This is a genomic window from Hominimerdicola intestinalis, from assembly GCF_054655215.1.
Genome location: NZ_BAAHNZ010000007.1, coordinates 72,755 through 94,259, shown reverse-complemented (window position 1 = coordinate 94,259; position 21,505 = coordinate 72,755). Strand labels below are relative to the sequence as shown.

24 protein-coding genes are annotated in these 21,505 nt (G+C 44.2%); 8 read left to right on the top strand and 16 right to left on the bottom strand.

Going from position 1 to position 21,505, the window contains the following annotated elements; all coding sequences use genetic code 11:
* Positions 1-245: 245 nt before the first annotated feature.
* Positions 246-1,595 (top strand): citrate/2-methylcitrate synthase, encoded by a 1,350-nt coding sequence (locus ACYQ0H_RS07960; protein WP_459812310.1) that lies wholly within the window; start codon positions 246-248, stop codon positions 1,593-1,595.
* A gap of 67 nt (positions 1,596-1,662) precedes the next feature.
* Here ACYQ0H_RS07960 and ACYQ0H_RS07955 read toward each other — a convergent pair whose 3' ends face one another.
* The 7 genes from ACYQ0H_RS07955 to ACYQ0H_RS07925 form a co-directional block, all read right to left on the bottom strand.
* Positions 1,663-2,406 (bottom strand): YebC/PmpR family DNA-binding transcriptional regulator, encoded by a 744-nt coding sequence (locus ACYQ0H_RS07955; protein WP_459812309.1) that lies wholly within the window; start codon positions 2,404-2,406, stop codon positions 1,663-1,665.
* A 70-nt stretch (positions 2,407-2,476) separates the two neighbouring features.
* Positions 2,477-2,875, bottom strand: coding sequence for a Mini-ribonuclease 3 (locus tag ACYQ0H_RS07950; RefSeq protein ID WP_459812308.1), 399 nt, complete (start codon positions 2,873-2,875; stop codon positions 2,477-2,479).
* A 22-nt stretch (positions 2,876-2,897) separates the two neighbouring features.
* Positions 2,898-4,175 carry a GTPase ObgE gene (gene obgE, locus ACYQ0H_RS07945; RefSeq protein ID WP_459812307.1) on the bottom strand — a complete coding sequence of 426 codons (1,278 nt, stop codon included), beginning with the start codon at positions 4,173-4,175 and terminating at the stop codon, positions 2,898-2,900.
* Positions 4,176-4,391: 216 nt separating this feature from the next.
* Entirely contained in the window at positions 4,392-4,673 is a 282-nt protein-coding gene (rpmA, locus tag ACYQ0H_RS07940) for a 50S ribosomal protein L27 (protein ID WP_459812306.1), read from the bottom strand.
* 36 nt (positions 4,674-4,709) lie between these two features.
* On the bottom strand, positions 4,710-5,030 hold the full coding sequence (locus ACYQ0H_RS07935) for a ribosomal-processing cysteine protease Prp (protein WP_459812305.1): 321 nt from the start codon (positions 5,028-5,030) through the stop codon (positions 4,710-4,712).
* 3 nt (positions 5,031-5,033) lie between these two features.
* A complete protein-coding gene (rplU, locus tag ACYQ0H_RS07930) occupies positions 5,034-5,345 on the bottom strand; it encodes a 50S ribosomal protein L21 (RefSeq protein ID WP_459812304.1) in 312 nt (103 codons plus the stop codon).
* A gap of 168 nt (positions 5,346-5,513) precedes the next feature.
* On the bottom strand, positions 5,514-5,807 hold the full coding sequence (locus tag ACYQ0H_RS07925; RefSeq protein WP_459812303.1) for a helix-turn-helix domain-containing protein: 294 nt from the start codon (positions 5,805-5,807) through the stop codon (positions 5,514-5,516).
* Between the two features lie 302 nt (positions 5,808-6,109).
* Between ACYQ0H_RS07925 and ACYQ0H_RS07920 the strand changes: the two genes are divergently transcribed.
* A complete protein-coding gene (locus ACYQ0H_RS07920; protein ID WP_459812302.1) occupies positions 6,110-6,292 on the top strand; it encodes a hypothetical protein in 183 nt (60 codons plus the stop codon).
* A gap of 43 nt (positions 6,293-6,335) precedes the next feature.
* On the opposite strand, the gene glpK is transcribed toward ACYQ0H_RS07920, so the two are convergent.
* Genes glpK through ACYQ0H_RS07905 form a run of 3 tightly spaced genes read right to left on the bottom strand, consistent with a single transcriptional unit; the run spans position 6,336 to position 10,336 of the window.
* Positions 6,336-7,823, bottom strand: coding sequence for a glycerol kinase GlpK (gene glpK / locus ACYQ0H_RS07915; RefSeq protein ID WP_459812301.1), 1,488 nt, complete (start codon positions 7,821-7,823; stop codon positions 6,336-6,338).
* Positions 7,824-7,865: 42 nt separating this feature from the next.
* The gene (gene radA, locus ACYQ0H_RS07910) at positions 7,866-9,242 is read right to left on the bottom strand and encodes a DNA repair protein RadA (protein ID WP_459812300.1); all 1,377 of its coding nucleotides are present in this window, start codon (positions 9,240-9,242) and stop codon (positions 7,866-7,868) included.
* Between the two features lie 59 nt (positions 9,243-9,301).
* A complete protein-coding gene (locus ACYQ0H_RS07905; RefSeq protein WP_459812299.1) occupies positions 9,302-10,336 on the bottom strand; it encodes a glycoside hydrolase family 5 protein in 1,035 nt (344 codons plus the stop codon).
* Positions 10,337-10,550: 214 nt separating this feature from the next.
* On the opposite strand from ACYQ0H_RS07905, the gene ACYQ0H_RS07900 reads away from it, so the two are divergent.
* The 3 genes from ACYQ0H_RS07900 to xylB all read left to right on the top strand — a co-directional run bounded on the left by ACYQ0H_RS07900 (position 10,551) and on the right by xylB (position 13,073).
* Positions 10,551-10,742 carry a hypothetical protein gene (locus ACYQ0H_RS07900; RefSeq protein WP_459812298.1) on the top strand — a complete coding sequence of 64 codons (192 nt, stop codon included), beginning with the start codon at positions 10,551-10,553 and terminating at the stop codon, positions 10,740-10,742.
* A 15-nt stretch (positions 10,743-10,757) separates the two neighbouring features.
* Positions 10,758-11,366 carry a flavin reductase gene (locus tag ACYQ0H_RS07895; protein ID WP_459812297.1) on the top strand — a complete coding sequence of 203 codons (609 nt, stop codon included), beginning with the start codon at positions 10,758-10,760 and terminating at the stop codon, positions 11,364-11,366.
* Between the two features lie 183 nt (positions 11,367-11,549).
* On the top strand, positions 11,550-13,073 hold the full coding sequence (xylB, locus tag ACYQ0H_RS07890; protein WP_459812295.1) for a xylulokinase: 1,524 nt from the start codon (positions 11,550-11,552) through the stop codon (positions 13,071-13,073).
* A 169-nt stretch (positions 13,074-13,242) separates the two neighbouring features.
* On the opposite strand, the gene spoVG is transcribed toward xylB, so the two are convergent.
* On the bottom strand, positions 13,243-13,545 hold the full coding sequence (spoVG, locus tag ACYQ0H_RS07885; RefSeq protein ID WP_459812294.1) for a septation regulator SpoVG: 303 nt from the start codon (positions 13,543-13,545) through the stop codon (positions 13,243-13,245).
* Positions 13,546-13,792: 247 nt separating this feature from the next.
* Here spoVG and murC point away from each other — a divergent pair, with 247 nt between their 5' ends.
* The 3 genes from murC to ACYQ0H_RS07870 are packed head-to-tail and all read left to right on the top strand — an operon-like array spanning position 13,793 to position 16,479.
* A complete protein-coding gene (gene murC, locus ACYQ0H_RS07880) occupies positions 13,793-15,214 on the top strand; it encodes a UDP-N-acetylmuramate--L-alanine ligase (protein WP_459812293.1) in 1,422 nt (473 codons plus the stop codon).
* A gap of 58 nt (positions 15,215-15,272) precedes the next feature.
* Positions 15,273-15,857 carry a transcriptional repressor LexA gene (gene lexA / locus ACYQ0H_RS07875; RefSeq protein ID WP_459812292.1) on the top strand — a complete coding sequence of 195 codons (585 nt, stop codon included), beginning with the start codon at positions 15,273-15,275 and terminating at the stop codon, positions 15,855-15,857.
* A 13-nt stretch (positions 15,858-15,870) separates the two neighbouring features.
* Complete coding sequence (locus ACYQ0H_RS07870; RefSeq protein ID WP_459812291.1) at positions 15,871-16,479, top strand: zinc-ribbon domain-containing protein; 609 nt, start codon at positions 15,871-15,873, stop codon at positions 16,477-16,479.
* Positions 16,480-16,541: 62 nt separating this feature from the next.
* Here ACYQ0H_RS07870 and ACYQ0H_RS07865 read toward each other — a convergent pair whose 3' ends face one another.
* The 5 genes from ACYQ0H_RS07865 to ACYQ0H_RS07845 form a co-directional block, all read right to left on the bottom strand.
* The gene (locus tag ACYQ0H_RS07865) at positions 16,542-17,831 is read right to left on the bottom strand and encodes an aspartate aminotransferase type Ic (RefSeq protein ID WP_459812290.1); all 1,290 of its coding nucleotides are present in this window, start codon (positions 17,829-17,831) and stop codon (positions 16,542-16,544) included.
* Between the two features lie 218 nt (positions 17,832-18,049).
* Entirely contained in the window at positions 18,050-18,766 is a 717-nt protein-coding gene (locus tag ACYQ0H_RS07860; RefSeq protein WP_459812289.1) for a LiaF transmembrane domain-containing protein, read from the bottom strand.
* The gene (locus ACYQ0H_RS07855; RefSeq protein WP_459812288.1) at positions 18,756-19,217 is read right to left on the bottom strand and encodes a LytTR family DNA-binding domain-containing protein; all 462 of its coding nucleotides are present in this window, start codon (positions 19,215-19,217) and stop codon (positions 18,756-18,758) included. Before ACYQ0H_RS07855 ends, ACYQ0H_RS07860 begins: the two co-directional genes overlap by 11 nt.
* Before the next feature lie 152 nt (positions 19,218-19,369).
* Entirely contained in the window at positions 19,370-20,830 is a 1,461-nt protein-coding gene (proS, locus tag ACYQ0H_RS07850) for a proline--tRNA ligase (protein WP_459812287.1), read from the bottom strand.
* The gene (locus ACYQ0H_RS07845) at positions 20,802-21,110 is read right to left on the bottom strand and encodes a hypothetical protein (RefSeq protein WP_459812286.1); all 309 of its coding nucleotides are present in this window, start codon (positions 21,108-21,110) and stop codon (positions 20,802-20,804) included. Before ACYQ0H_RS07845 ends, proS begins: the two co-directional genes overlap by 29 nt.
* Positions 21,111-21,505 lie beyond the last annotated feature (395 nt).

Sequence of the window (21,505 nt, the reverse complement as noted above, 5' to 3'; positions counted from 1 at the left end):
TTATCGGCTCTCCTTTCGTTTTCACAGTTTTTTTATGACAGATTGTCCGTATAGTTAATTGTATTCCGTGATTCAAAAGATATGACAGAAGGAAGAGCGTTAAAAGATATGCCAACTGGCAGCTGCTGAGAGTTTTGCGGCGTATTTATGCGTTTTGCTTGACAATTAACATAAAATGTAGTAAAATAAATATGTTAGCCTGCTGTTAGTTCAGCGAATTTTTTATGAAAGCGAGATGAAAGATCATGATAAATGATTCAGCGAGGAATCTGCTTTACAAGCAGTTTGTTGCAAATAATTCAATAGACCCTAAATACTATGATAAGTATGTAGTAAAAAGAGGCCTGAGAAATTCAGACGGAACCGGCGTTATCGCGGGTCTTACGAATATCTGCAATGTACACGGATACGTTGTGAACGAGGGAGAGAAATCTCCTATTGACGGTCAGCTGATTTATCGTGGTTATAATATAAATGATATTGTAAATAATGCGGTAGCAGAAAATCGTTTCGGATATGAAGAGGTAGTTTATCTTCTGCTGATGGGAGATCTTCCGAATAGGGAGGAGCTTAAAGCGTTCAATGAGATAATGTCTGAAAACCGCGCTCTTCCGCCTAGCTTTTTTGAGGATATGATACTTAAAGCGCCGTCTAAGAATATAATGAATAAAATGGCACGTTCTATCCTTGCCCTTTATTCCTATGACGATAATCCCGAGAACCGCAGTCCGGAATATGAAATGGCTACGGCTATATCTATTATTTCAAAGCTTCCGAATATTATGGTATCGGCTTATCAGGTAAAGAGGAGGACATTTGACGGAGAAAGCATGATAATGCATCCGCTTATCGCTTCTCATTCAACTGCCGAAATGATCCTGTCCGCTTTAAGACCTGACAGGCAGTTTACCGACGAGGAAGCCAAGCTGCTTGATCTCATGCTTATTCTTCACGCTGAGCACGGCGGAGGAAATAACTCTACATTTTCCTGCAGGGTGCTTACGTCTTCGGGAACAGATCCTTATTCGGCTTATTCGGCGGCTATCGGTTCGCTGAAAGGTCCGCGTCACGGCGGAGCAAATATAAAAGTAGATCAGATGCAGGAATGTATAAAGGAAAACGTAAATAACTGGGACGACGAGGGCGAGGTCGCAGATTTCCTGAGAAAGATACTCAGAAAGGAAGCTTACGATAAAACGGGTCTTATTTACGGAATGGGTCATGCTGTCTATACTCTTTCGGACCCGAGAGCGGTAATACTTAAAGCCAACGCTAAAAAGCTTGCTGAGGGAACTGAGTTTGAACGTGAATTCAGACTGCTTGAAACTGTAGAAAGAATAACCCCTCATCTTTTTGCAGAGGTAAAGGGCGACGAAAAGGTAATGTGCGCTAATGTAGATATGTATTCCGGACTTGTATACAGAATGCTGGGAATACCCCAGGATCTGTTTACTCCGCTGTTTGCCGTATCAAGAATGGCGGGCTGGTGCGCACACCGCTTTGAAGAGCTTGTAACAGGCAAGAGGATAATACGCCCGGCATACAAGGCTGTAAAATCCGAATGCGAATATGTACCTATAGATCAAAGAGATTAATAAAATTAAAAATCCTGCCGGTTTTATTCCTGAATTTTCCGGCAGGATTTTTTTATATGCTTTAATTTCAGTCTTCGTCCGTCTCGTCGGGCATATCCCAGTTGTGATATACGTTCTGAACATCGTCGTTGTCCTCAAGATGTTCCAGAAGAAGATTCATTTTTCTGATCGCTTCTTCGTCAGTCAGGGTTGTATAGCTTGAAGGTACCTTTTCGGTTTCAGCGGACAGAATCTTGTAGCCCATAGATGAAAGCGCTTCGTTTATAGAATGAACATCGGCGGGTTTGCAGGTGATCTCAATAACGTCATTTTCAATATTGAAATCGTCCGCTCCTGCTTCCATGCAGTCCTCCATTATCTTGTCCTCATCTGCTCCGTTATTTTCTAGAATTATCGTTCCCTGAGTTGAGAACATAAATGAAACGCAGCCGCTGGTTCCAAGATTTCCTCCGAACTTATCAAAGTAATGGCGTATATCTCCTGCGGTACGGTTCTTATTATCGGTAAGACATTCGACAATTACAGCAACTCCGCTGGGGCCGTACCCTTCGTATACCATTTCTTCGTAGTTGTTTTTCTCTCCGTCACCCGCCGCTTTTTTGATTATCCTGTCGATATTATCGTTAGGAACATTGTTTGCCTTTGCTTTAGCTATAAGGTCGCGGAGCTTTGAATTATTGGCAGGGTCGGGACCGCCCTCCTTTACAACAACAGTCATTTCACGGCCGATTTTGGTAAAGATCTTTGCTTTTACGCTGTCTGTAGCCTCTTTTTTTCTTTTGATATTCGCCCATTTAGAATGTCCTGACATATGTATTCAACTCCTTTAATAAATTAGTGTACGTTTTAATGTACCGGTATTTTTGCTATGAAGGTTTTGCTCAGATAAGCTTTTCACCTGTATCCCATACTGTATTAAAAAGCTCAGCTATCCTGTCGCTTCTGCCGGTAAGATGAAGATATCCGAAAAGGCATTCAAGTCCTGTAGCCGCCCTGTATTCGCTTACCGTTGAATGCTTCGGAGCGTTTATTCCGTTAGAATTTCTTCCCCGTTTAAGAATATCCTCTTCTTCCTCAGACAGCAGGGAATTATCAAGCAGATATTTTACTGCATTTGCCTGAAACTCGGCGCATACTCTTCTGACTGCAAGGTCGTGAAGCTTTTTTGCGGGCATATTTGCTGTAAGCATAAGTCTTTCGCGGCAAAGCTGTTCAAATACTGCGTCGCCCATAAAAGCGAGGGCGAGAGGAGAAAACTGCCTTGCTTCCTGTGATGTCAAATTTAAAGCACCTCCGCCCTGCTTAATTTACGAATTCAAACTCAAAGTCAAATATAGAAACTGTATCGCCTTCCTGGATCCCCATTTCGAGCAGCTTGTCAATTATACCGCTGGTTCTCAGAACTCTCTGGAAATACTGAAGCGAGGAATAGTCCTCCATATTTACCGAGCGGAGTATATCCCAAAGCCAGTCTGCTTCTACGAAATATATACCCTCCTCAGTTGTTACCTTGAAATCGTTTCTGGAGAGCAGTTTATCATCAAGCTCCTCCTGAGTAAGCGGCTGCGCTTCAAACTGCTTTACAGGCGGAAGCTGCTGAAGTCTTTCCCAGACTCCGTAGATAAGCTCCTTAGTGCCGGAGGTCGTGGCTGCGGAAATTTCATAAAAGGGAAGTCCGGCGTTTTCAACATAATCTCTGAATCTCTTTATCTGCTTTGGGTCAGCCATGTCAGATTTGTTAGCCGCTACTATCTGCGGCGCTTCGGCAAGCTCTTCTGAAAAGCCTGCAAGCTCACGGTTTATTGCTTCAAAATCTTCAATAGGATCTCTTCCCTCGATACCTGATACGTCTACTACATGAACTATTAGTCTGCACCGTTCTACATGACGCAGAAATTCATGCCCTAATCCAACGCCCTCGCTTGCACCCTCAATAAGTCCGGGAATATCAGCCATTACAAAGGATTTTCCCTCTTCTATCTTTACTACTCCAAGAACAGGCGTCAGGGTAGTAAAGTGGTAATTTGCGATCTTTGGCTTAGCCGCTGATACAACTGAAATAAGCGTTGATTTTCCCACATTCGGAAAGCCGACAAGACCTACGTCAGCAATCAGCTTCAGCTCCAGCATTACTTCGTATTCGTCGCCTCTGAAGCCGGGTTTGGCAAATCTGGGGATCTGTCTTGTAGGAGTTGCAAAGTGAGTATTTCCCCGTCCTCCTTTGCCGCCCTTTGCAATTATTACAGGCTCGTCGCAGGACATATCTGCAAGTATTCTTCCTGTAGCGGCTTCTCTTACGACCGTTCCTCTGGGAACTTTTATTACAAGGTCGGGAGCGTTTTTGCCCGTGCAGTTTTTGGAAGAGCCGTTCTGACCCTTTTCCGCAGTATATTTCTTTTTGTATCTGAAATCAATAAGGTTGGAAATATTGTCGTCTACCTTGAAAACAATGTCGCCGCCCTTACCTCCGTCGCCGCCGTCGGGACCGCCTGCGGCTACATATTTTTCACGGTGAAAGGAAACGCAGCCGTCTCCTCCGTCACCAGCCTTAATATAAATTTTTGCCTCGTCGACAAACATTCCTATCTCTCCTTAATGCCGCAATCAGTTTTTATAATTATGATTCTCCGGATCATGCTCAATTATCCTGTCAGATTCTTCAATAGGATCGTCGGTCTCTCTTTTTATGCCGTCCCTCCGGATTTAATGACAGACTCACAAGCTTTCGTGCTTTATACAAAAAATCCCTAAGCCATTCCGCTTCAGGAGAGGCTCAGGGTTTTAGAGCTTTAGCAATTAAGCCTGTGGATAAACTGAAACCTTCTTACGGTCTCTTCCCATTCTTTCAAACTTTACAATGCCGTCCGACATAGCGAACAGAGTATCGTCTGAACCGCGGCCTACGTTTTCGCCCGGGTGGATATGAGTTCCTCTCTGGCGAACGAGAATGTTGCCGGCGAGAACGAACTGTCCGTCAGCTCTCTTTACTCCGAGTCTTTTTGACTCTGAATCACGGCCGTTCTTTGTAGAACCCATTCCCTTTTTATGTGCAAAAAACTGCATGGAAATTTTGATCATTATAATTACACCTCCGTCATGTAATCCTTAGGGAGGCTATTCGTTGATAACCTTTACCCTGATACAGCCCTGATACTCGTCCGAAAGAAAGTACAGATGCGTCAGCAGTCCAAGCAGAACCCTGTCGCCGTATTCCTTTTCATCTGAGATCAGTTTCAGATTAATTTCGTTTTCTTCAACGCTTACGTCGGCTTTTACTTTAAAAGCTTCAGTAACCGTATTTGCTGTCATCATAACAGCTGAGGACACGCTTGCGCAGGCAATATCATGTCCGTAATCCGCCATTCCTGCGTGACCCGTGATACGGAATCCCGTAAGTTTGTCGGAACCGTTTCTGTAAAAATCGGCGCAGATCATAGCTTAAGCGTTTATCGCTTCGATCTGAACCTGAGTATACGGCTGTCTGTGACCCATTTTTCTCTTTTCGCCCTTTTTAGGCTTATAAGTGAAAACAGTGATCTTCTTGGATTTTCCGTTCTTGAGTACCTTAGCGGAAACTGTAGCTCCGTCAACATAAGGAGCGCCGACGTTAAGTCCGTCCTCTCTGCATACTGCGATAACCTTGTCAAAGGTAACGGTATCCTCTGCGTTTACGTCAAGCTTCTCAATAAAAACAACGTCTCCGACGTTTACCTGATACTGCTTTCCGCCTGTTTCAATTACTGCGTACATCTTTAAATGCACCTGCCTTTTCATATAAAACTCGCTGCGTCCGGTGCGCAGAATATTTCACTGCGTCTTAAAGTGCCGGAAACAAGCGGCTTATATATCATATCATATTTAAGCCTCAAAGTCAAGAAAAGTGTTTTTTAAGATTTGCAGTTTACAAAAAGTTTACATTTACTTGCCTATAGAGTTTATAAATTCGGCAAGTTTCTGCTGCTGTTCGGTGTTTAATTTATTTAAGGCGGTCTTTAGAACCGGATCAATACCGTCGTTTTCCTCAGAGAAGAATTCAGAAAGCGATACGTTAAGAACGTCACAGAAATAAGACAGTGTTTCTACTGTCGGATTGCGCTGTCCGAGCTCGATCTGTCTGAGATGGCTTTGAGATATACCTGCAAGATTTGCCAGCTTATTTACAGATAATCCGGCGTCCTCCCGCAGCTGGGTAATCCTGCGTGCAACGTTCATTTATAATCATCCTTTTTTATCCGTTAACTAATGTAACTAATGAAAAACGGTAGCAAAAAGCACAAAACTCGTTGCCGATCAGTTCCTGAGCCTTGTGCTTTAATTATTATAATATTTTATTATATGATTTATTACATTTATACACTTGACATTTTATACTAATAGTGATAATATAACTTAGACTAAATAAAAAACGGAGGTGTGCTACGCTGAAAAATGTAGGAAGATACTGCGAAAACGGCGATAGCTGTGAAGAGAAAAAAAGCGGCGTTCATAATAAGCGCTTTTTCAGAAGGTTCATTATGCTTGCAGCGCTTGACGCCGCGGCTATTCTTATTTTCGCCGCAGCAATGATATATTCGGTAAAGGCGGGATTTAATGCGGCGGCTGCAATCGTTTCTGCGGTAAGCGCAATAGTGATCCCGCTTCTGACAATGCTGCTGCTGTTATCAGCCGAACAAAATAACAATAAACGCAATAAATAAAAGCTGTCGGACAGAAAACCATATCCGACAGCTTTATTTATATTTACCGGCGGTCAGGGAGAACTCTTCTGACAGCGTTATTCCAGCCTTTGAGCAGGTCTTTTCTGACGGCGTCCTCCATAGACGGACGGAATTCGTCCAGATTTCCCGACAGCGAAAGCAGCTCGTCGGTATCCGTCCAGATCCCTGCACCGAGTCCTGCAAGATAAGCCGCTCCGGTAGCAGTGGATTCCACATTCTTCGGACGGGTTATAGTTCTTCCAAGAATATCTGCTTGAAACTGCATAAGAAAGTTGTTTGCGCAAGCTCCTCCATCGGCCTTTATTACGTTAAGCGCTTTTGTATCCTCCTCCATAGCGTTGAGTACATCGACGGTTTGGTATGCGATAGCCTCAAGGCATGCTCGGACGATATGAGCCTTTTCCGAACCTCGTGTCAGTCCCAGTATAGCCCCTCTTGCCGACGGCTCCCAGTAAGGAGCTCCAAGTCCGGTAAATGCAGGAACAACATAAACTCCGTTTGTACTGCTGACGCTTTTGGCAATTGCTTCGGTCTCGGCAGCGGAGCTGATTATTCCCAGCTCGTCACGCAGCCATTTTACAACCGCTCCTGAAACAAAAACCGAACCCTCCAGCGCATAGGTAACGTTTCCGTTCAAGCCCCAGGCAATTGTAGTCAGCAGTCCGTTTGACGATCTTACAGGCGTTTTTCCTGTATTCATAAGAAGAAAGCCGCCTGTTCCGTAGGTGTTTTTTACGTCGCCCTCAATAAAGCAGCACTGACCAAACAAGGCTGCCTGCTGATCTCCTGCACAGCCGGTTATCGGAATTTCAGTTCCGAATATTTCTCTGCGGCATATACCTATTTTTCCGCTGGAAGGAACAGCCTTGGGCATAAGCGCTGAAGGGATACCGAGAAGTCCCATTATTTCCTTGTCCCATTGCAGAGTGTGAATATTGAACAGCATAGTTCGGGAAGCGTTGGTATAATCGGTGCAGTGGACAAGACCTCCTGTAAGGTTCCAGATAAGCCAGCTGTCTACTGTTCCGAAAAGCAGTTCGCCTTTTTCTGCCTTTTCCCTCGCTCCGTCAACATTGTCCAGTATCCACTTTATTTTTGTTGCGGAAAAGTAGGGATCGATCAGAAGTCCTGTTTTATCCTGAAAAAACTTTTCGAGTCCTTGATTTTTATAACCTTCGCATATATCCGCTGTTCGCCTGCATTGCCAAACGACAGCATTATATACAGGCTTTCCGGTATTTTTATCCCAGATGATAGTTGTTTCACGCTGATTTGTTATTCCTATAGCGGCTATGCTTTCAGGGTCGGTGCCGGTATTTTTAATTACGTTTCCTGCCGCTTGGATCTGAGAGTTAAGAATATCTTCAGGATCATGCTCTACCCAGCCGTTTCCTGTAAATATTTGTTTATATTCTATCTGCTCGATACCGCAGATCTCGGCTTTTTCATTGTACAGCACCGCTCTTGACGAGGTAGTGCCCTGGTCGAGGGAAAGTATATATCTGCCCATAACAACAGTCCTCCTTTGTTTGCCACGGAAATTTCTCTGCGGCTATACTGCGCTGAATGCGTCCCGTACAGAACGTGCACCAATGATCTTCATGCTGTATGAGCTGGTATCTATGCCTTTCAGCGACTGAGCGGGAAGAATACATTTTTCAAAACCCATGCGCTCAGCCTCAGAGATCCGCTGGGAGGCGTGAGAGATATTTCTAAGTTCTCCGCCCAGGCCTATTTCTCCGAATGCTATGGTTTTATCGCTTACGGTCTTATCCCTCAGGCTTGAATACAGCGCAAGAGCTATTGAAAGGTCGGCGGCAGGCTCGTCAAGCCTGAACCCTCCTACAATATTTATATATACGTCAAGTCCGCCGAAGAAAAAGCCCAGACGTTTTTCAAGCACGGCTATTATGATTGCCATTCTGTTGTAATCAAAGCCTGTAGACGTTCTTCTCGGAACTGCGAAGCCGCTTTTTGTTACAAGCGCCTGAACTTCAGCCATTATAGGTCTTGAGCCTTCCATTATACAGGCGACGCAGCAGCCTGAAACGTCGGTAGGTCTTCCCGAGAGCAGCATCATTGACGGATTGTCAACCTCCGCCAGACCCTTGTCTATCATCTCGAATACGCCGATCTCATTAGTTGAGCCGAAGCGGTTTTTTACAGCTCTGAGGATACGGTATGAAAGATTCCTCTGACCCTCGAAATACAGTACGCAGTCTACGATATGCTCCATTACCTTAGGTCCGGCGATCGCTCCGTCTTTATTGACATGACCGACAATAAAAAACGGTATCTCCTCCGATTTTGCGGTACGCATAAAAAGATTGGTACATTCTCTTACCTGAGTGACCGAGCCTTGTGCAGAGGAAAGAGAGCTTATGCTCATTGTCTGTATCGAATCTATAATTACTATTTCAGGCTTTTCTTTTATAATAACGTCGCATATCGCTTCGCAGTCGGTTTCGGCCAGCAGGTATAGATTGCCGCTGTCAACTCCCAGTCTTTGCGCTCTGAGCTTTATCTGCCTGGCGGATTCCTCTCCGGAAACATATAAAATAGTATGCTCCTCTCCCAGATACTCACATATCTGAAGCAGCATAGTAGATTTTCCTATACCGGGTTCTCCGCCGAGAAGCACCAGACTTCCTTTAACAAGCCCTCCTCCGAGAACTCTGTCAAGCTCTTTTAGTCCGGTCTTGTATCTGATCTCGTCAAAGCTTGCGTCAACGTCGCTAATATTATGTATGCTGTCCGACAGATCTCTTGACGAGCGGGAAGAGCCTTTGGAGGCGGAGCCGTTTCTTGCAGATGTCTGAATTGTTTCCTCAAAGGTGTTCCATTCGCCGCAGCCGGGACATTTCCCGTTCCATTTAGAAGATTCGTAGCCGCACTGCGAGCATATATATACGCTTTTGGTTTTTGCCATATAAAAGACTATGCCTGTATCTCCCTACAGACATATACTCCTTTCATTGCTTTGTTGTGTCAGAGCAGTTTTATTATCTCATCTCGTACCGGCTCCATACGGGCGTCTGAAATACCAAAGTCCATTTCCTTGTATGTCCATGCCGCTCTTCCGATACCTTTTTTCTCAAAAACTGCGTTGATAGCCTTGTACCAGTTTACTGTGCTCTGCAGATCGGCTTTGTTTATTACTCCGTATTCACCGCAGTAAAGCCTGACGTTCCTTTCCTCGGCAAGTTTGATTCCATCTGCAAAGCAGGCTTCAAAGTAATTCTCGTCTAAATTTTCGACTCTTGTTATATCTCCTGTAAAAAGCTGACCGGGTATATATTCGTTAACAGCGTTAATATAGTTTTCCGCCTGATCTGGGAATACTATGCGGACGCTTTCCGGCAGCTTTCCGAGACTGCCTGCCCAGTAAGCGTGCTGATGTGTAAACAGGATAGGGCCGTAGCAGTGAAAATTATATACGATGTTTTCATCTCTCGGCGGTCTGAGGTCTTTAAGCGCGTCTATGCTGTTGTTCCAGTAGCCGCCGACCAGTATAGTTACATCCTGGGATATTTTTCTGATCCTTTCAATTACCTCAGAGGAGATATTGTTCCACGTTTCGGAATAAGACTGGTCGGTAACCTCGTTGAGAAGCTCAAAGGCAAGCCGCTGACTGTATCCGGAGTATCGTTGCGCAAGCTCTTCCCACAGGCGGTAAAATCTTTCCTGAAGTTTTGTATCGTCAAAAAAAGTGTTTTTTCCGCTTTCGGAATCGAAGGCATAGCCTGCGGTCTTATGCAGGTCAAGTATCATGTTCAGACCGTATTTGCCGCACCAGCCGACAGCTCGGTCAAGATGGGCAAAGCCGGATTCCTTAAATTCTCCGTCATCTGTTTCCACAAGCTGGTAGTCTATAGGTATTCTTACATGATCCAGATCCCATTTTGAAATTTCCCTGAAGTCGTCCTCGGTAATGAAGCTGCTGAAACGCTCCTCTGAATAATCGCACTGTGAAAACCAGCCGCCGAGATTTATGCCTTTTTGATATCCGTCCCATTTTTTCATTTCTGCACACCGTTCCTTTCAAAAAAATCCGGGTTGAAATCAACCCCCGTTATTGTTTCAATAATTATAGCACATGCGATCCCTTTTTACAAGACGGTACATTGTATTTCTTTATTAAAAAATATATAAATTTTATTCGGCTGCTTGCTATTTTTAAGAAAGTATCGTATAATGATTATGGGGAATTGCGGCATAATAAAACGGAGGTGAGCGTATGCAGAAGGTTTTTTATATATCCAAAAATTCGGATAGATATGAAAACAGAAGCGATATGTCAGCTCCCGATCTGGATAGGTTTCAGAGAGTGGAGCAGCTGAACGGCCTTTTGGAGAAGGGCTGGTCTATCAAGGATTTCAAGACGGATAATGACGACGTATTTTTTGTACTTGAAAAATACGATAATTGATTGGAGGCTGGAACTGTGGATATTACTGCAATGTTTAAAATTTCATACGGCTTGTATGTTCTTACCGCTGCCTGCGGAGGTTTTTCAAACGGCTGTATTATAAATACTCTGTCACAGGTAACCGATAAGCCGAACCGTGTATCGGTAACGGTAAATAAGAGCAATTATACTCACTATCTGATAAGTCAGAGCCGAAGATTCAACGTTTCCGTTATAGATGAAAGCGCAGATTTTTCTCTGTTTCAGAATTTCGGTTTTTCCAGTGGAAGATGGGAGAATAAGTTTCGGAGATTTACGTCGGTAAGAGCGGAAAACAATATACCCTATATTGCCGAAAATACCTGTGCGTATATGTGCTGTAGGGTAGTCAGCAGCGTTGATCTAGGAACTCATACTATTTTTATAGCCGAGGTTACCGACTGCAGCAATCTTTCGGATAAGCCTCCCATGACTTATTCGTATTATCATGCCAAGGTCAAGCCAAAGCCGGCGGTAAAGGCAGAAAAGGGCAGGGAACGCTGGGTCTGCAATATCTGCGGTTATATCTATGAGGGACATCTGCCTGAGGACTTTGTCTGTCCTGTTTGCAAGCACGGGGCGCAGGATTTTTCACTTGTAAAATAATTGAACTAACAGCGCTAAGATCTGATACTGCCGAGTATTGAAAAGGCGTAAGCGGCGGAAAAGGAGCAAATTAAAAATATGATCCTTTCCGTCGGTTTTTTGCTCTCGGGACTTGAAATTGCGGAAAGAATATAGTATAATCAGTTGTAATCGTTTAATTTAATCATAAAGGAGTAGAAACATATGGCTTATGTAATCGGAGTTGACTGCGGAACAAGCGGAACAAAGACCGTTTTGTTCGATGAAAAGGGAGCGGTTATCGTTTCAAAAACGATCGAGTATCCAATGTATCAGCCTAAAAACGGCTATGCAGAGCAGGATCCTGCCGACTGGGCGGACGCTATGCTTAATACAATAAAGGCGGTTATGGCTGAAAGCGGCGTTGCTAAGGAGGACGTAAAGGGTATCGGTATTTCGGGACAGATGCACGGTCTGGTAATGCTTGACGCAGATAACAGAGTATTGAGAAGATCAATTATCTGGTGCGATCAGCGTACTGCTGCAGAGGTCGCTGAAATGAATCAGAAGCTGGGCGAAAAGAAGCTTATTGAGATCACTGCCAATCCTGCCCTGACAGGCTGGACAGCCGCCAAGATCCTTTGGGTCAAAAACAACGAGCCTGATATTTACGAAAAGTGCCGTCATATTCTTCTGCCTAAGGACTATTTGAGATTTATTCTTACGGGCGAATATGCTACCGAGGTTTCGGACGCTTCCGGTATGCAGCTTCTCGACGTAGCAAACCGCTGCTGGTCTAAGGAGGTATGCGATACTCTCGGAATCGATATGTCAATGTTGGGCAGGGTTTATGAATCATGTGAGGTCACAGGTACTCTTACTAAAAAAATTGCTGAGAAGGTCGGTCTTTGCGAGGGTACTATAGTTGTCGGCGGTGCAGGCGATAACGCTGCTGCCGCTGTCGGAACAGGTGTATGCGAGGACGGAAAAGCGTTTACTACGATCGGTACGTCGGGCGTTGTTTTTGCTCATACTTCTGAAATTTCTATTGACCCTAAGGGCAGAGTACATACCTGCTGTGCGGCTGTTCCGAATTCATGGCATGTTATGGGCGTTACTCAGGGCGCAGGACTTTCGCTGAAATGGTTCAGAGATAATTTCTGCAATGCCGAAAAGGAAACTGCAAAATATATGGGCGTTGACGAGTATTATCTTATGGATAAAGAGGCTATGACTGTTCCTGTCGGTGCAAACAGACTTCTCTATCTGCCTTATCTTATGGGAGAAAGAACCCCTCACCTCGATCCAGACGCAAGGGGAGTTTTCTTCGGACTTTCCGCTATGCATACTAAAAAGGATATGCTGAGAGCCGTTCTTGAGGGTGTTTCATATTCCCTCAGGGATTGCGTTGAGGTGTTCAGGGAAATGAATATAAATGTTTCCGATATGATGGCCTGCGGAGGCGGCGGAAGCTCACCGCTGTGGCGTTCAATGCTTGCCGACCTTTACAACTGTCCGGTTAAGACTGCGGCATCTAAGGAAGGTCCTGCACTCGGCGCTGCTCTGCTAGCGCTGACCGGAGCAGGCGTTTATTCCAGCGTTCCTGAGGCTTGTAATGCTGTTGTCAGAACGGATAAGATACAGCAGCCGAACGCTGAAAACGTACCTGAGTATGAAAAATATTACCAGCTTTACAGAGAGATATATCCTGCTCTGAAGGCACAGTTTGCCGAACTTGCTCAGCTGTAACAGCGAAAAGCGGTATACGGTATAATATCCAATACTGTCCCTATGCTGTTATTTGAGTCAAAGCTTTGAAATGCAAAAAAACAGACGTCATGGTCTCTCCTCCCGCGCTGCTGTACGGAAGTGAAAACAAGACGTCTGTTTTTTATTATCGGCAGAAATACCGAGTACGCTATTTGATCTCGCGGTTTTCCTCCGAGATACTTTCGGCGGACTGGCGGTCGACCTCCATTCGGTATGCAGATAATATCTGCTGTTCTATGCTTTCTCTAGCGTCTGAGGTTATGGGGTGAACAATATCCCTAAACATTCCCGAATCGTCACGCCGGCTGGGCATTGCAACAAATAAGCGTTCCTCGCCCTGAACTACTTTGATGTCATGTACGGCGAGAACTCCGTCGACGGTTATGCTGATTATACCTCTCAGCTTACCCTCTGTCATCAGTCTTCTGACTTTGATTTCAGTAATATCCATAGCTTTTGTCCTTTCCTGCTGTTTAATTATTTCAGGCAGATAAATATGCTTACAGAAAAATTTTTGCCCGAAAACAAAAAAATATTCAAAAAGGGGTTTATTTTTTCTTAAAAATGTACTATAATAGAAATATAGAAAAAACGTATATTCTTATTCACGGTTAAAAAGTAAGAATACGTTTAAAATAATAACTTATGAAACGGAGGCAAGTCCGCAGGGATCATACTCTCTGACGGGCGCTTAGATAATGATTTCCGATAAGATACTGAGATCAGTCCGCCGTGTGCATTTTATCGGCATAGGCGGTTCGGGTATGTATCCGCTGGTTCAGATACTTTACGCCAAGGGTTACAATATCAGCGGCTCAGATAATAACGAAACCGAGACCCTTGAAGCAGTGAGAAAAATGGGGATAACCGTTTTCTTAGGGCAAAGGGCTGAAAATATTGAGGGAGCGGAGCTTATAGTTTATACCGCCGCTATAATGGACGATAATCCCGAACTGATAGCCGCAAAGAACAGCGGTGCATATGTCTGCGAAAGGGCGGAGCTGCTGGGTCTTGTTACCGGCTGGTACAAGAACGCAGTGTGCGTTTCAGGAACTCACGGCAAGACTACTACCTCGTCTATGCTTACACAGATCTTTGTGGAGGAGGGCGTAGACCTTTCCTGCGTAATAGGCGGAAAGCTTCCCAGTATCGGAGGTTCGGGACGCTGCGGTAAAAGCGATATAATGGTCTGCGAGGCATGTGAGTTTGAGGATCATTTCCTAAAGCTTCACCCGGATATAGCGGTAATACTGAACGTTGATGAGGATCATCTGGAGTATTTTAAAAACCTTGACAATATAAAAAGGTCGTTCAGGGAGTTTGCCGAAAAGGCTGAAAAAGCGGTAATTGCCAACGGCGACGACGAAAATACAATGAGTTCGCTTGAAGGGATCCGTAAGGAGCTGATAACCTTCGGCTTTGACCGTAAAAATGATTATTCAGCGGAAATTATTTCAAGGAAAGGCTTATGCACACGCTTCGATCTGTATGTCAGGGGTGAAAGACAGGGCGGATATGAGATCCATGTTCCGGGAGATCATAACGTTCTGAATGCTCTTGCGGCAGCGGCAGCGGCAAGCTGCTGCGGGGTTTCCTATGAGGGAATAGCTCAGGGGCTTAAAACCTTTTCAGGTGCAGTAAGGCGTTTTGAAAAGATAGCCGAAATAGGCGGGGTCACGATAGTAGACGACTATGCTCATCATCCGCAGGAAATAAGCTGTACTTTAAAAGCGGCAAAAGCTCTTGATTTCAAAAGAGTATGGGCGGTATTCCAGCCGTTTACGTTTTCAAGGACCAAGCTTTTGCTTAACGATTTTGCCGACGCACTGTCAATCGCCGACAAGGCTGTTATTACGGATATTATGGGAAGCCGTGAAAAGAATACCTACGGTATTTATACGGAGGATCTGGCGTCTAAGATAGACGGAGCAGTATGGTTTGAAACTCCGCATGAGATCGTCGACAGACAGACGGCAGAGCAGAAGGACTTTAATTTCGGTCAGGCGGTAGATTATCTTGCCGAAAACGTAAAGCCGGGAGATTTGGTAATAACTCTGGGCTGCGGAGATGTCTATAAGGCGGCTAAAAGGCTTGCCGAAAAGCTTAGGGAACAGCAATAAAAAGGAAGAATAAATACTAGTTTTAAAGCGGCGTACCGCTTGGAAAGGAACGGCATTTATGAAATTAACGGAAAATGAAAGAAAAGTATTTGAGTTTATCAAACAGAGGCTTGAGGAGGGTTACCCTCCTACAGTGCGTGAAATATGCGCTCAGTTCGGCTTTAAATCTACCTCAACGGCTCACAGGTATATTGCGTCGCTGACAGAAAAAGGACTGCTTGAAAAGGGAGCGAACCAGAACCGCGCGATAAAGCTTGTAGGAAGACAGGGTACAATGGTACCGCTCGTAGGAACGGTAACGGCAGGAATGCCTATTACGGCTATTGAGGACATTACCGATTACATAAGCTTTCAGCCGGCAAAGAGATACGCAAATCCGCTGTTTGCCCTTAAAGTCAGAGGAGAGTCGATGATAAACGCTGCTATTCTTGACGGAGATATAGTTATTGCGGAGCAGGCGGCGGTTGTGGAAAACGGCGATATTGCGGTATGTCTTGTTGACGGCGAAAGCGCAACAGTTAAAAGGTTTTATAAAGAAAACGGACATTACAGACTTCAGCCTGAAAACGACGCTATGGAGCCTATTATAGCCGATGAGGTTTCTATTCTCGGCAAGGTCGTAGCTGTTATCAGATATATATAAAGAGGTTTCTGCTATGGGTAGAATATGTCAGTCCTGCCATGCGAGAATAGACGACGGAATGAAAATATGCCCTAACTGCGGCAGGATAGTGCCGTCGGAAAGAAAGGAATATGATGCCGCAGGCCGTCAGCCTGCACCAAAGAGGGTTTATGAGCACCCTAAGCGACAAGCTGCTCAGCCATGTGCGGCTAAAATTTCATCTGAGGAACGCAGAGAACATCGTCAGGGCGGTCATTCTGAAAAAGGACGCAGGAAGAAAAGCTCCAAGCTGAGGCTGTTATTCAGGCTTATAAAAGCCGCAGTAATAATACTTGCCGTTTACGCTGTGATTTTTGCGGTTCAGGTTTTCAGGATAAGACATTCGTCTTACGATTTTTCATTGGATATGAAAATGAGCCGTGATAATTACGGCGAGGCGTTTGACGAATACTTTGAGTCGGGCAGCTGGTCGTATAATCCGTTTACTTTTACCGCAAGTTATAAGGGCGAAAATTCCCGTAATGAAGAGTATGAGATAGAATTCAAGGCGCTTTTCAGCGTAAGTGTAAGGTCTGTTGATATTGACGGAGAGTCGGTAAAGAAAACCGATCTTGAAACTAAAATAATGGGAATGTTTATTTAACTTCCGTAAATAAAAAGCAGCCGTGTTTTAATACTAAACACGGCTGCTTTTTTATGTTTATATTATTTTATTTCTGCCAGAAGCTTTTCGGCGCTTGCAAGCTTAACGGCGCAGACAAAGATCTTCATAGCTTCCTCAAGCTCCTGAACCGGAGGAAATGTAGGAGCAATTCTGATATTGCTGTCATGAGGATCCTTTCCGTAGGGATAGGTAGCGCCGGCTGGAGTAAGGACTACTCCTGCGTCCTTGCAAAGACCGACAACACGTTTTGCACAGCCGTCCAAGGTGTCAAAGCTGATGAAATAGCCGCCGTTAGGCTTGTGCCAGGTTCCTATTCCAAGGGGCTTTATTTCTTCCTCAAGCTCGTTAAGCACGACCTTGAAACGCGGTGCGATAATTGCACGGTGCTTCTCCATATGCGCCATAAGTCCGTCGTAGCTGCCGAAGAATTTTGCGTGGCGGAGCTGATTTATCTTATCGTAGCCGATAGTCTGAACGGTCATAAGCGATTTGATATAGCCGACGTTTTTCTTTGAAGCCGCCATTACAGCAATTCCGCCGCCTGCAAAGGTTATCTTTGAGGTTGAAGCGAACATATATACCATATCGTCGTTTCCTGCCTTTTTGCACTCGTCAAGTATATTGAGCAGCTTATCGGGGGTTTCGGTAAGATGGTGGATACAGTAAGCGTTATCCCAGAAAATCCTGAAATCTCCCGCCTTGGGTTTGAGCCTTGCAAAGCGTCTTACAACCTCATCGGAATAGGTTATACCGGTAGGATTCGAGTACATTGGAACGCACCAGATACCCTTGATCGTATCGTCCTCTGAAACAAGCTTTTCGATCATGTCCATATCGGGTCCGTTCTCACCCAGAGGGATCGGTATCATTTCGATCCCGAAGCTTTCGCAGATAGCGAAGTGTCTGTCATAGCCGGGAGCGGGGCAAAGCCATTTGATCTTTTCATAGTCCTTCCAAGGTTTCTGGATCCCGTCAACGCCGAAGATGATACATCTTGCGATCATATCGTACATTATGTTAAGGCTTGAATTTCCGCAGACGATAAGCTCGTCGTTTGAAACGCCCAGCATAGCGGAAAAAAGATTCTTAGCGTCAATAATTCCGTCAAGTCCGCCGTAGTTGCGGCAGTCTGTTCCGTCGGAAGCCTTGTAATCAGCGTCGTAGCTGTTTACAGCGGCAAGCATTTGCATTGCAAGGTCAAGCTGTCCGGAAGAAGGCTTTCCTCTAGCCATATTGAGAGAAAGTCCTTTCTCCTTATAGCCGTCGTATTCAGCCTGTGCGTCGGCTCTGAACTTTTCCAGCTGTTCCTTATTCATTTCAGATAGCAGCATAACAAAATCCTCCATACCATATATAAATTATGATCTGTATAATATTTCACCTTGTATTATTGTATACCTTTACAAACAATTTTGCAAGTTGTTTTTGATAATCCTGCAAAAAATCATGATATTATACATATCAAGCTGATTTTAAATAATGGAAATGGGCAATATTCATAATAGGGATTCGTGTTGTTCACAGTTTAAGCGCTGAAGTCGGAAGCGTTTCAGACATAATGGACAGTAAGACCTCCGAAGCTTATTCTGCCTTTGACTATAAGCGCTTTTTCTTCGCCGCTTTGCATTCTTACGCCCTTTTCCTCTATTCCTCCTATATAAAAATTCGCCTGATTTATAATTTGCCAGGTCTTGGGAATATAAATATCGACTCCGGCAAAATCAACATTGAGATCAAGCTCCGCCGAGTTTCCGTCTATAACTGCATTGTCAAAATACAGCTTGATTCCTGCGAAACGGCTGATGACGTTTACCTTTTTTAAGCATTCCGAATTGATATATCTTATGCAGCCGCCGAACTTTGCGCCGATATTAATTTCGCTTTCGTCTGAAACATCGCTGCTGACGTTATTAAACTTGTTTTCCGGAATAGCGTTAATATTGCCGTACTTATTATACCATTTATGTCTTTTTGGAAAAAGCAGCGATAAGCCTATGCTTAGGAAAAGGGCAATTCCCAGAACAGGCCAAGGCGTAAGCTTTTCAATTCCAAGCTGTTTGTCAAACAGTATCGCTATAACCGCAAGAGGAAACAAAACTCCTGAAAAGCTGGCATACCTTATACTTTTTACTATCAGCGGAATCAAAAGAAGCGTAAGAATAAGACTTACAATGCTTACTCCTGCCAACAGGCCGAGAGCGTTCAATATTAAAAGAACGGCTGACAAAATAAAAAATGTTCCCCAGAAATAACTTCTATTCTTCATAATTTCTCCTTTCGCTTATGCGGATCCTCAAAGCCTTGTAGTAATTTCTGGATACATATACCTGCTTATGAGAATACCTGAATTTGACTAGACTGGATGAGGCAAGGTTCTTTTCGATCGAATAAATATGATTAATATTCAGAATTGTGGATTTTGAGGCTCTTATGAACTGACTGGGGAGTATTTCCTCCAGCTCGTACAGCTTATGCTTTATCTGAAAAACATCGGTTTGTGTATGAGCGTCTATTCCTTTGCCAGAGGTTTCAAAAAACAGAATACTGTCAAGCGGCATAAAGTATTCGGTCTGTTTTTTGTAAAATACCATCTTCAGTCCGTCCGAAATACAGCTTATCGTCTTCTGAAGCTCCCTGATATTTTCATTCAGCTCTCTGCATTTAATAACGACCTCGTCCTCCTCAAAGCTTTTGTCTATAACAATTCTGATCTTCACCTTACCGCCTCCTGTAATTTCATTATATATTTTTTTCTCAGCTATGTAAATAAGAATAAAGCGACAGGGGGAAAATTGAAACTGACAGGTAATATTATTACAGTAAACGCCGTTTCAGACCGCAGATACGATCTGAAACGGCGCAGCGTTCTTTAATAGGCCTTGCCCCAAAGCACCATTTTCTTTGCAGGTTTTCCGCAGCATACGCATTTGTCTGAAATCTCATGCTGCTCAAAGGGAATACATCTTGAACCGACTCCGGTAATTTCCTTTACCTTGTCCTCGCATTCCTCGCTTCCGCACCACATAGCTTCAACAAAGCCGTCGCCCTTTTCCTCCAGCGCCGCTTTGATCTCGTCCATTGTCATACACTGATAAGTTTTGCTTCTGCGGTTAGCCAGAGCGTTTTCAAGCATTCCCTGAGGAATTTTCTTTTCAAGCATTTCCTTTACTTCGGTCAGGAGAGTTTCGTACATATTTTCAAGGGATACGGTTTTCTTTTCCCCGTTATATCTTGCAGCGGTCACACACTGATCATTTTCAATATCCTTAGGCCCTATTTCAATTCTCAGCGGAACGCCTTTCATTTCGTACTCGGCGAATTTCCAGCCGGGAGAATTGTCGGAATCGTCAAGCTTAACTCTTATGCCGTTTGCTTTCAGCTTTTCGTAAATTTCATTTGCCTTGTCAAGAACGCCCTCCTTATGCTGTGCAATAGGAACAATAACTGCCTGAACAGGAGCAACGGCAGGAGGAAGAACAAGTCCGCTGTCGTCGCCGTGAGTCATTATTACCGCGCCGATAAGACGGGTAGTAACGCCCCATGAGGTCTGATGAGGGTATGCAAGCTTGTTTTCCTTATTGGCGTATTGGATCTCAAAGGCCTTTGCAAATCCGTCGCCGAAATAATGAGAGGTACCTGCCTGAAGAGCCTTGCCGTCGTGCATAAGCGCTTCTATCGCATATGTAGCCTCCGCTCCGGCAAATTTATCCGAGTCGGTCTTTCTGCCCTTGACAACAGGCATTGCCAGATATTTTTCGCAGAAATCAGCGTAAACGTTGAGCATACGCTCGGTTTCCTCTATCGCTTCCTCTGCTGTGGCATGAATAGTATGCCCCTCCTGCCATAAAAATTCTCTTGAACGCAGGAACGGACGGGTAGTCTTTTCCCATCTCACAACAGAAACCCACTGGTTGTATAGCTTAGGCAGATCTCTGTAGGAATGAACTATATTTGCGTAATGCTCGCAGAAAAGAGTTTCAGAGGTAGGACGTACGCACAGACGCTCCTCCAGCTTTTCGCTTCCGCCGTGGGTTACCCAGGCGACCTCGGGAGCAAAGCCCTCAACATGATCCTTTTCCTTATTCAGGAGGCTTTCGGGAATAAACATCGGCATACATACGTTTTCATGCCCCGTTTCCTTGAACATTGAATCCAGTATCTTCTGGATATTTTCCCAGATAGCATAGCCGTAGGGACGGATCACCATACATCCCTTAACGCTTGTATACTCTACAAGCTCCGCTTTCTTGCATATATCGGTATACCATTTAGCAAAATCCTCGTCCATTGAGGTAATAGCTTCAACCTTTTTTTCGTTTTTCTTTGCCATGTTTAAAATCAACTCCATATATATCAGTATTATAAATTTTGTAGTTTAGATCGTAATCCTCTTTCTGAGAATCGTACGGCCCTTTGACTTCGGGTGGTTCGTTGTTGTCGGAAAGCTTTTTATCGTCCACCCTTTCGGGACTGGGATCTGCGGGAGGGTGATTTTTTTCATAAAGCTTTGCGATTTTAGGCGTAAGCAGTGCGCAGAGTGCGATCACCGCCATTATTATAACGACGCCGAAGCCTAGCTTAAGCAGCAGCTCCAAAAGTTCTTTATTCACTGTGAGCCCTCCTTCATCTATGTTTATATTTACTTAAAACATTATAGCACCTCCTGAAAAAAATTGCAATAGATACAGCTTTGATTTTTAACGTTTGAACAGACGAATAAATCTGAGTTGTCTTTTACTGTGCGGCGAGAAACAGACATAAGATCATTTCCGTATTTTAATTTCTGACGTTAAATTGATTCAAAACGGCAAGAAAAATATCCTATTACTATTTGTCCCTCGGCGGCTTTCGGACGCTTCATAAAACATACCCCCTCACTAATAGGCGAAAAATGGGCAAAAGTTGCATGCAAATGTGCAACTATGAATGAAAAAGTTTTTTGTTAAAACAAAATTTGTATAGTGTTACAAATTAAATACTGTATTTTTGTATATTACGCACAAAA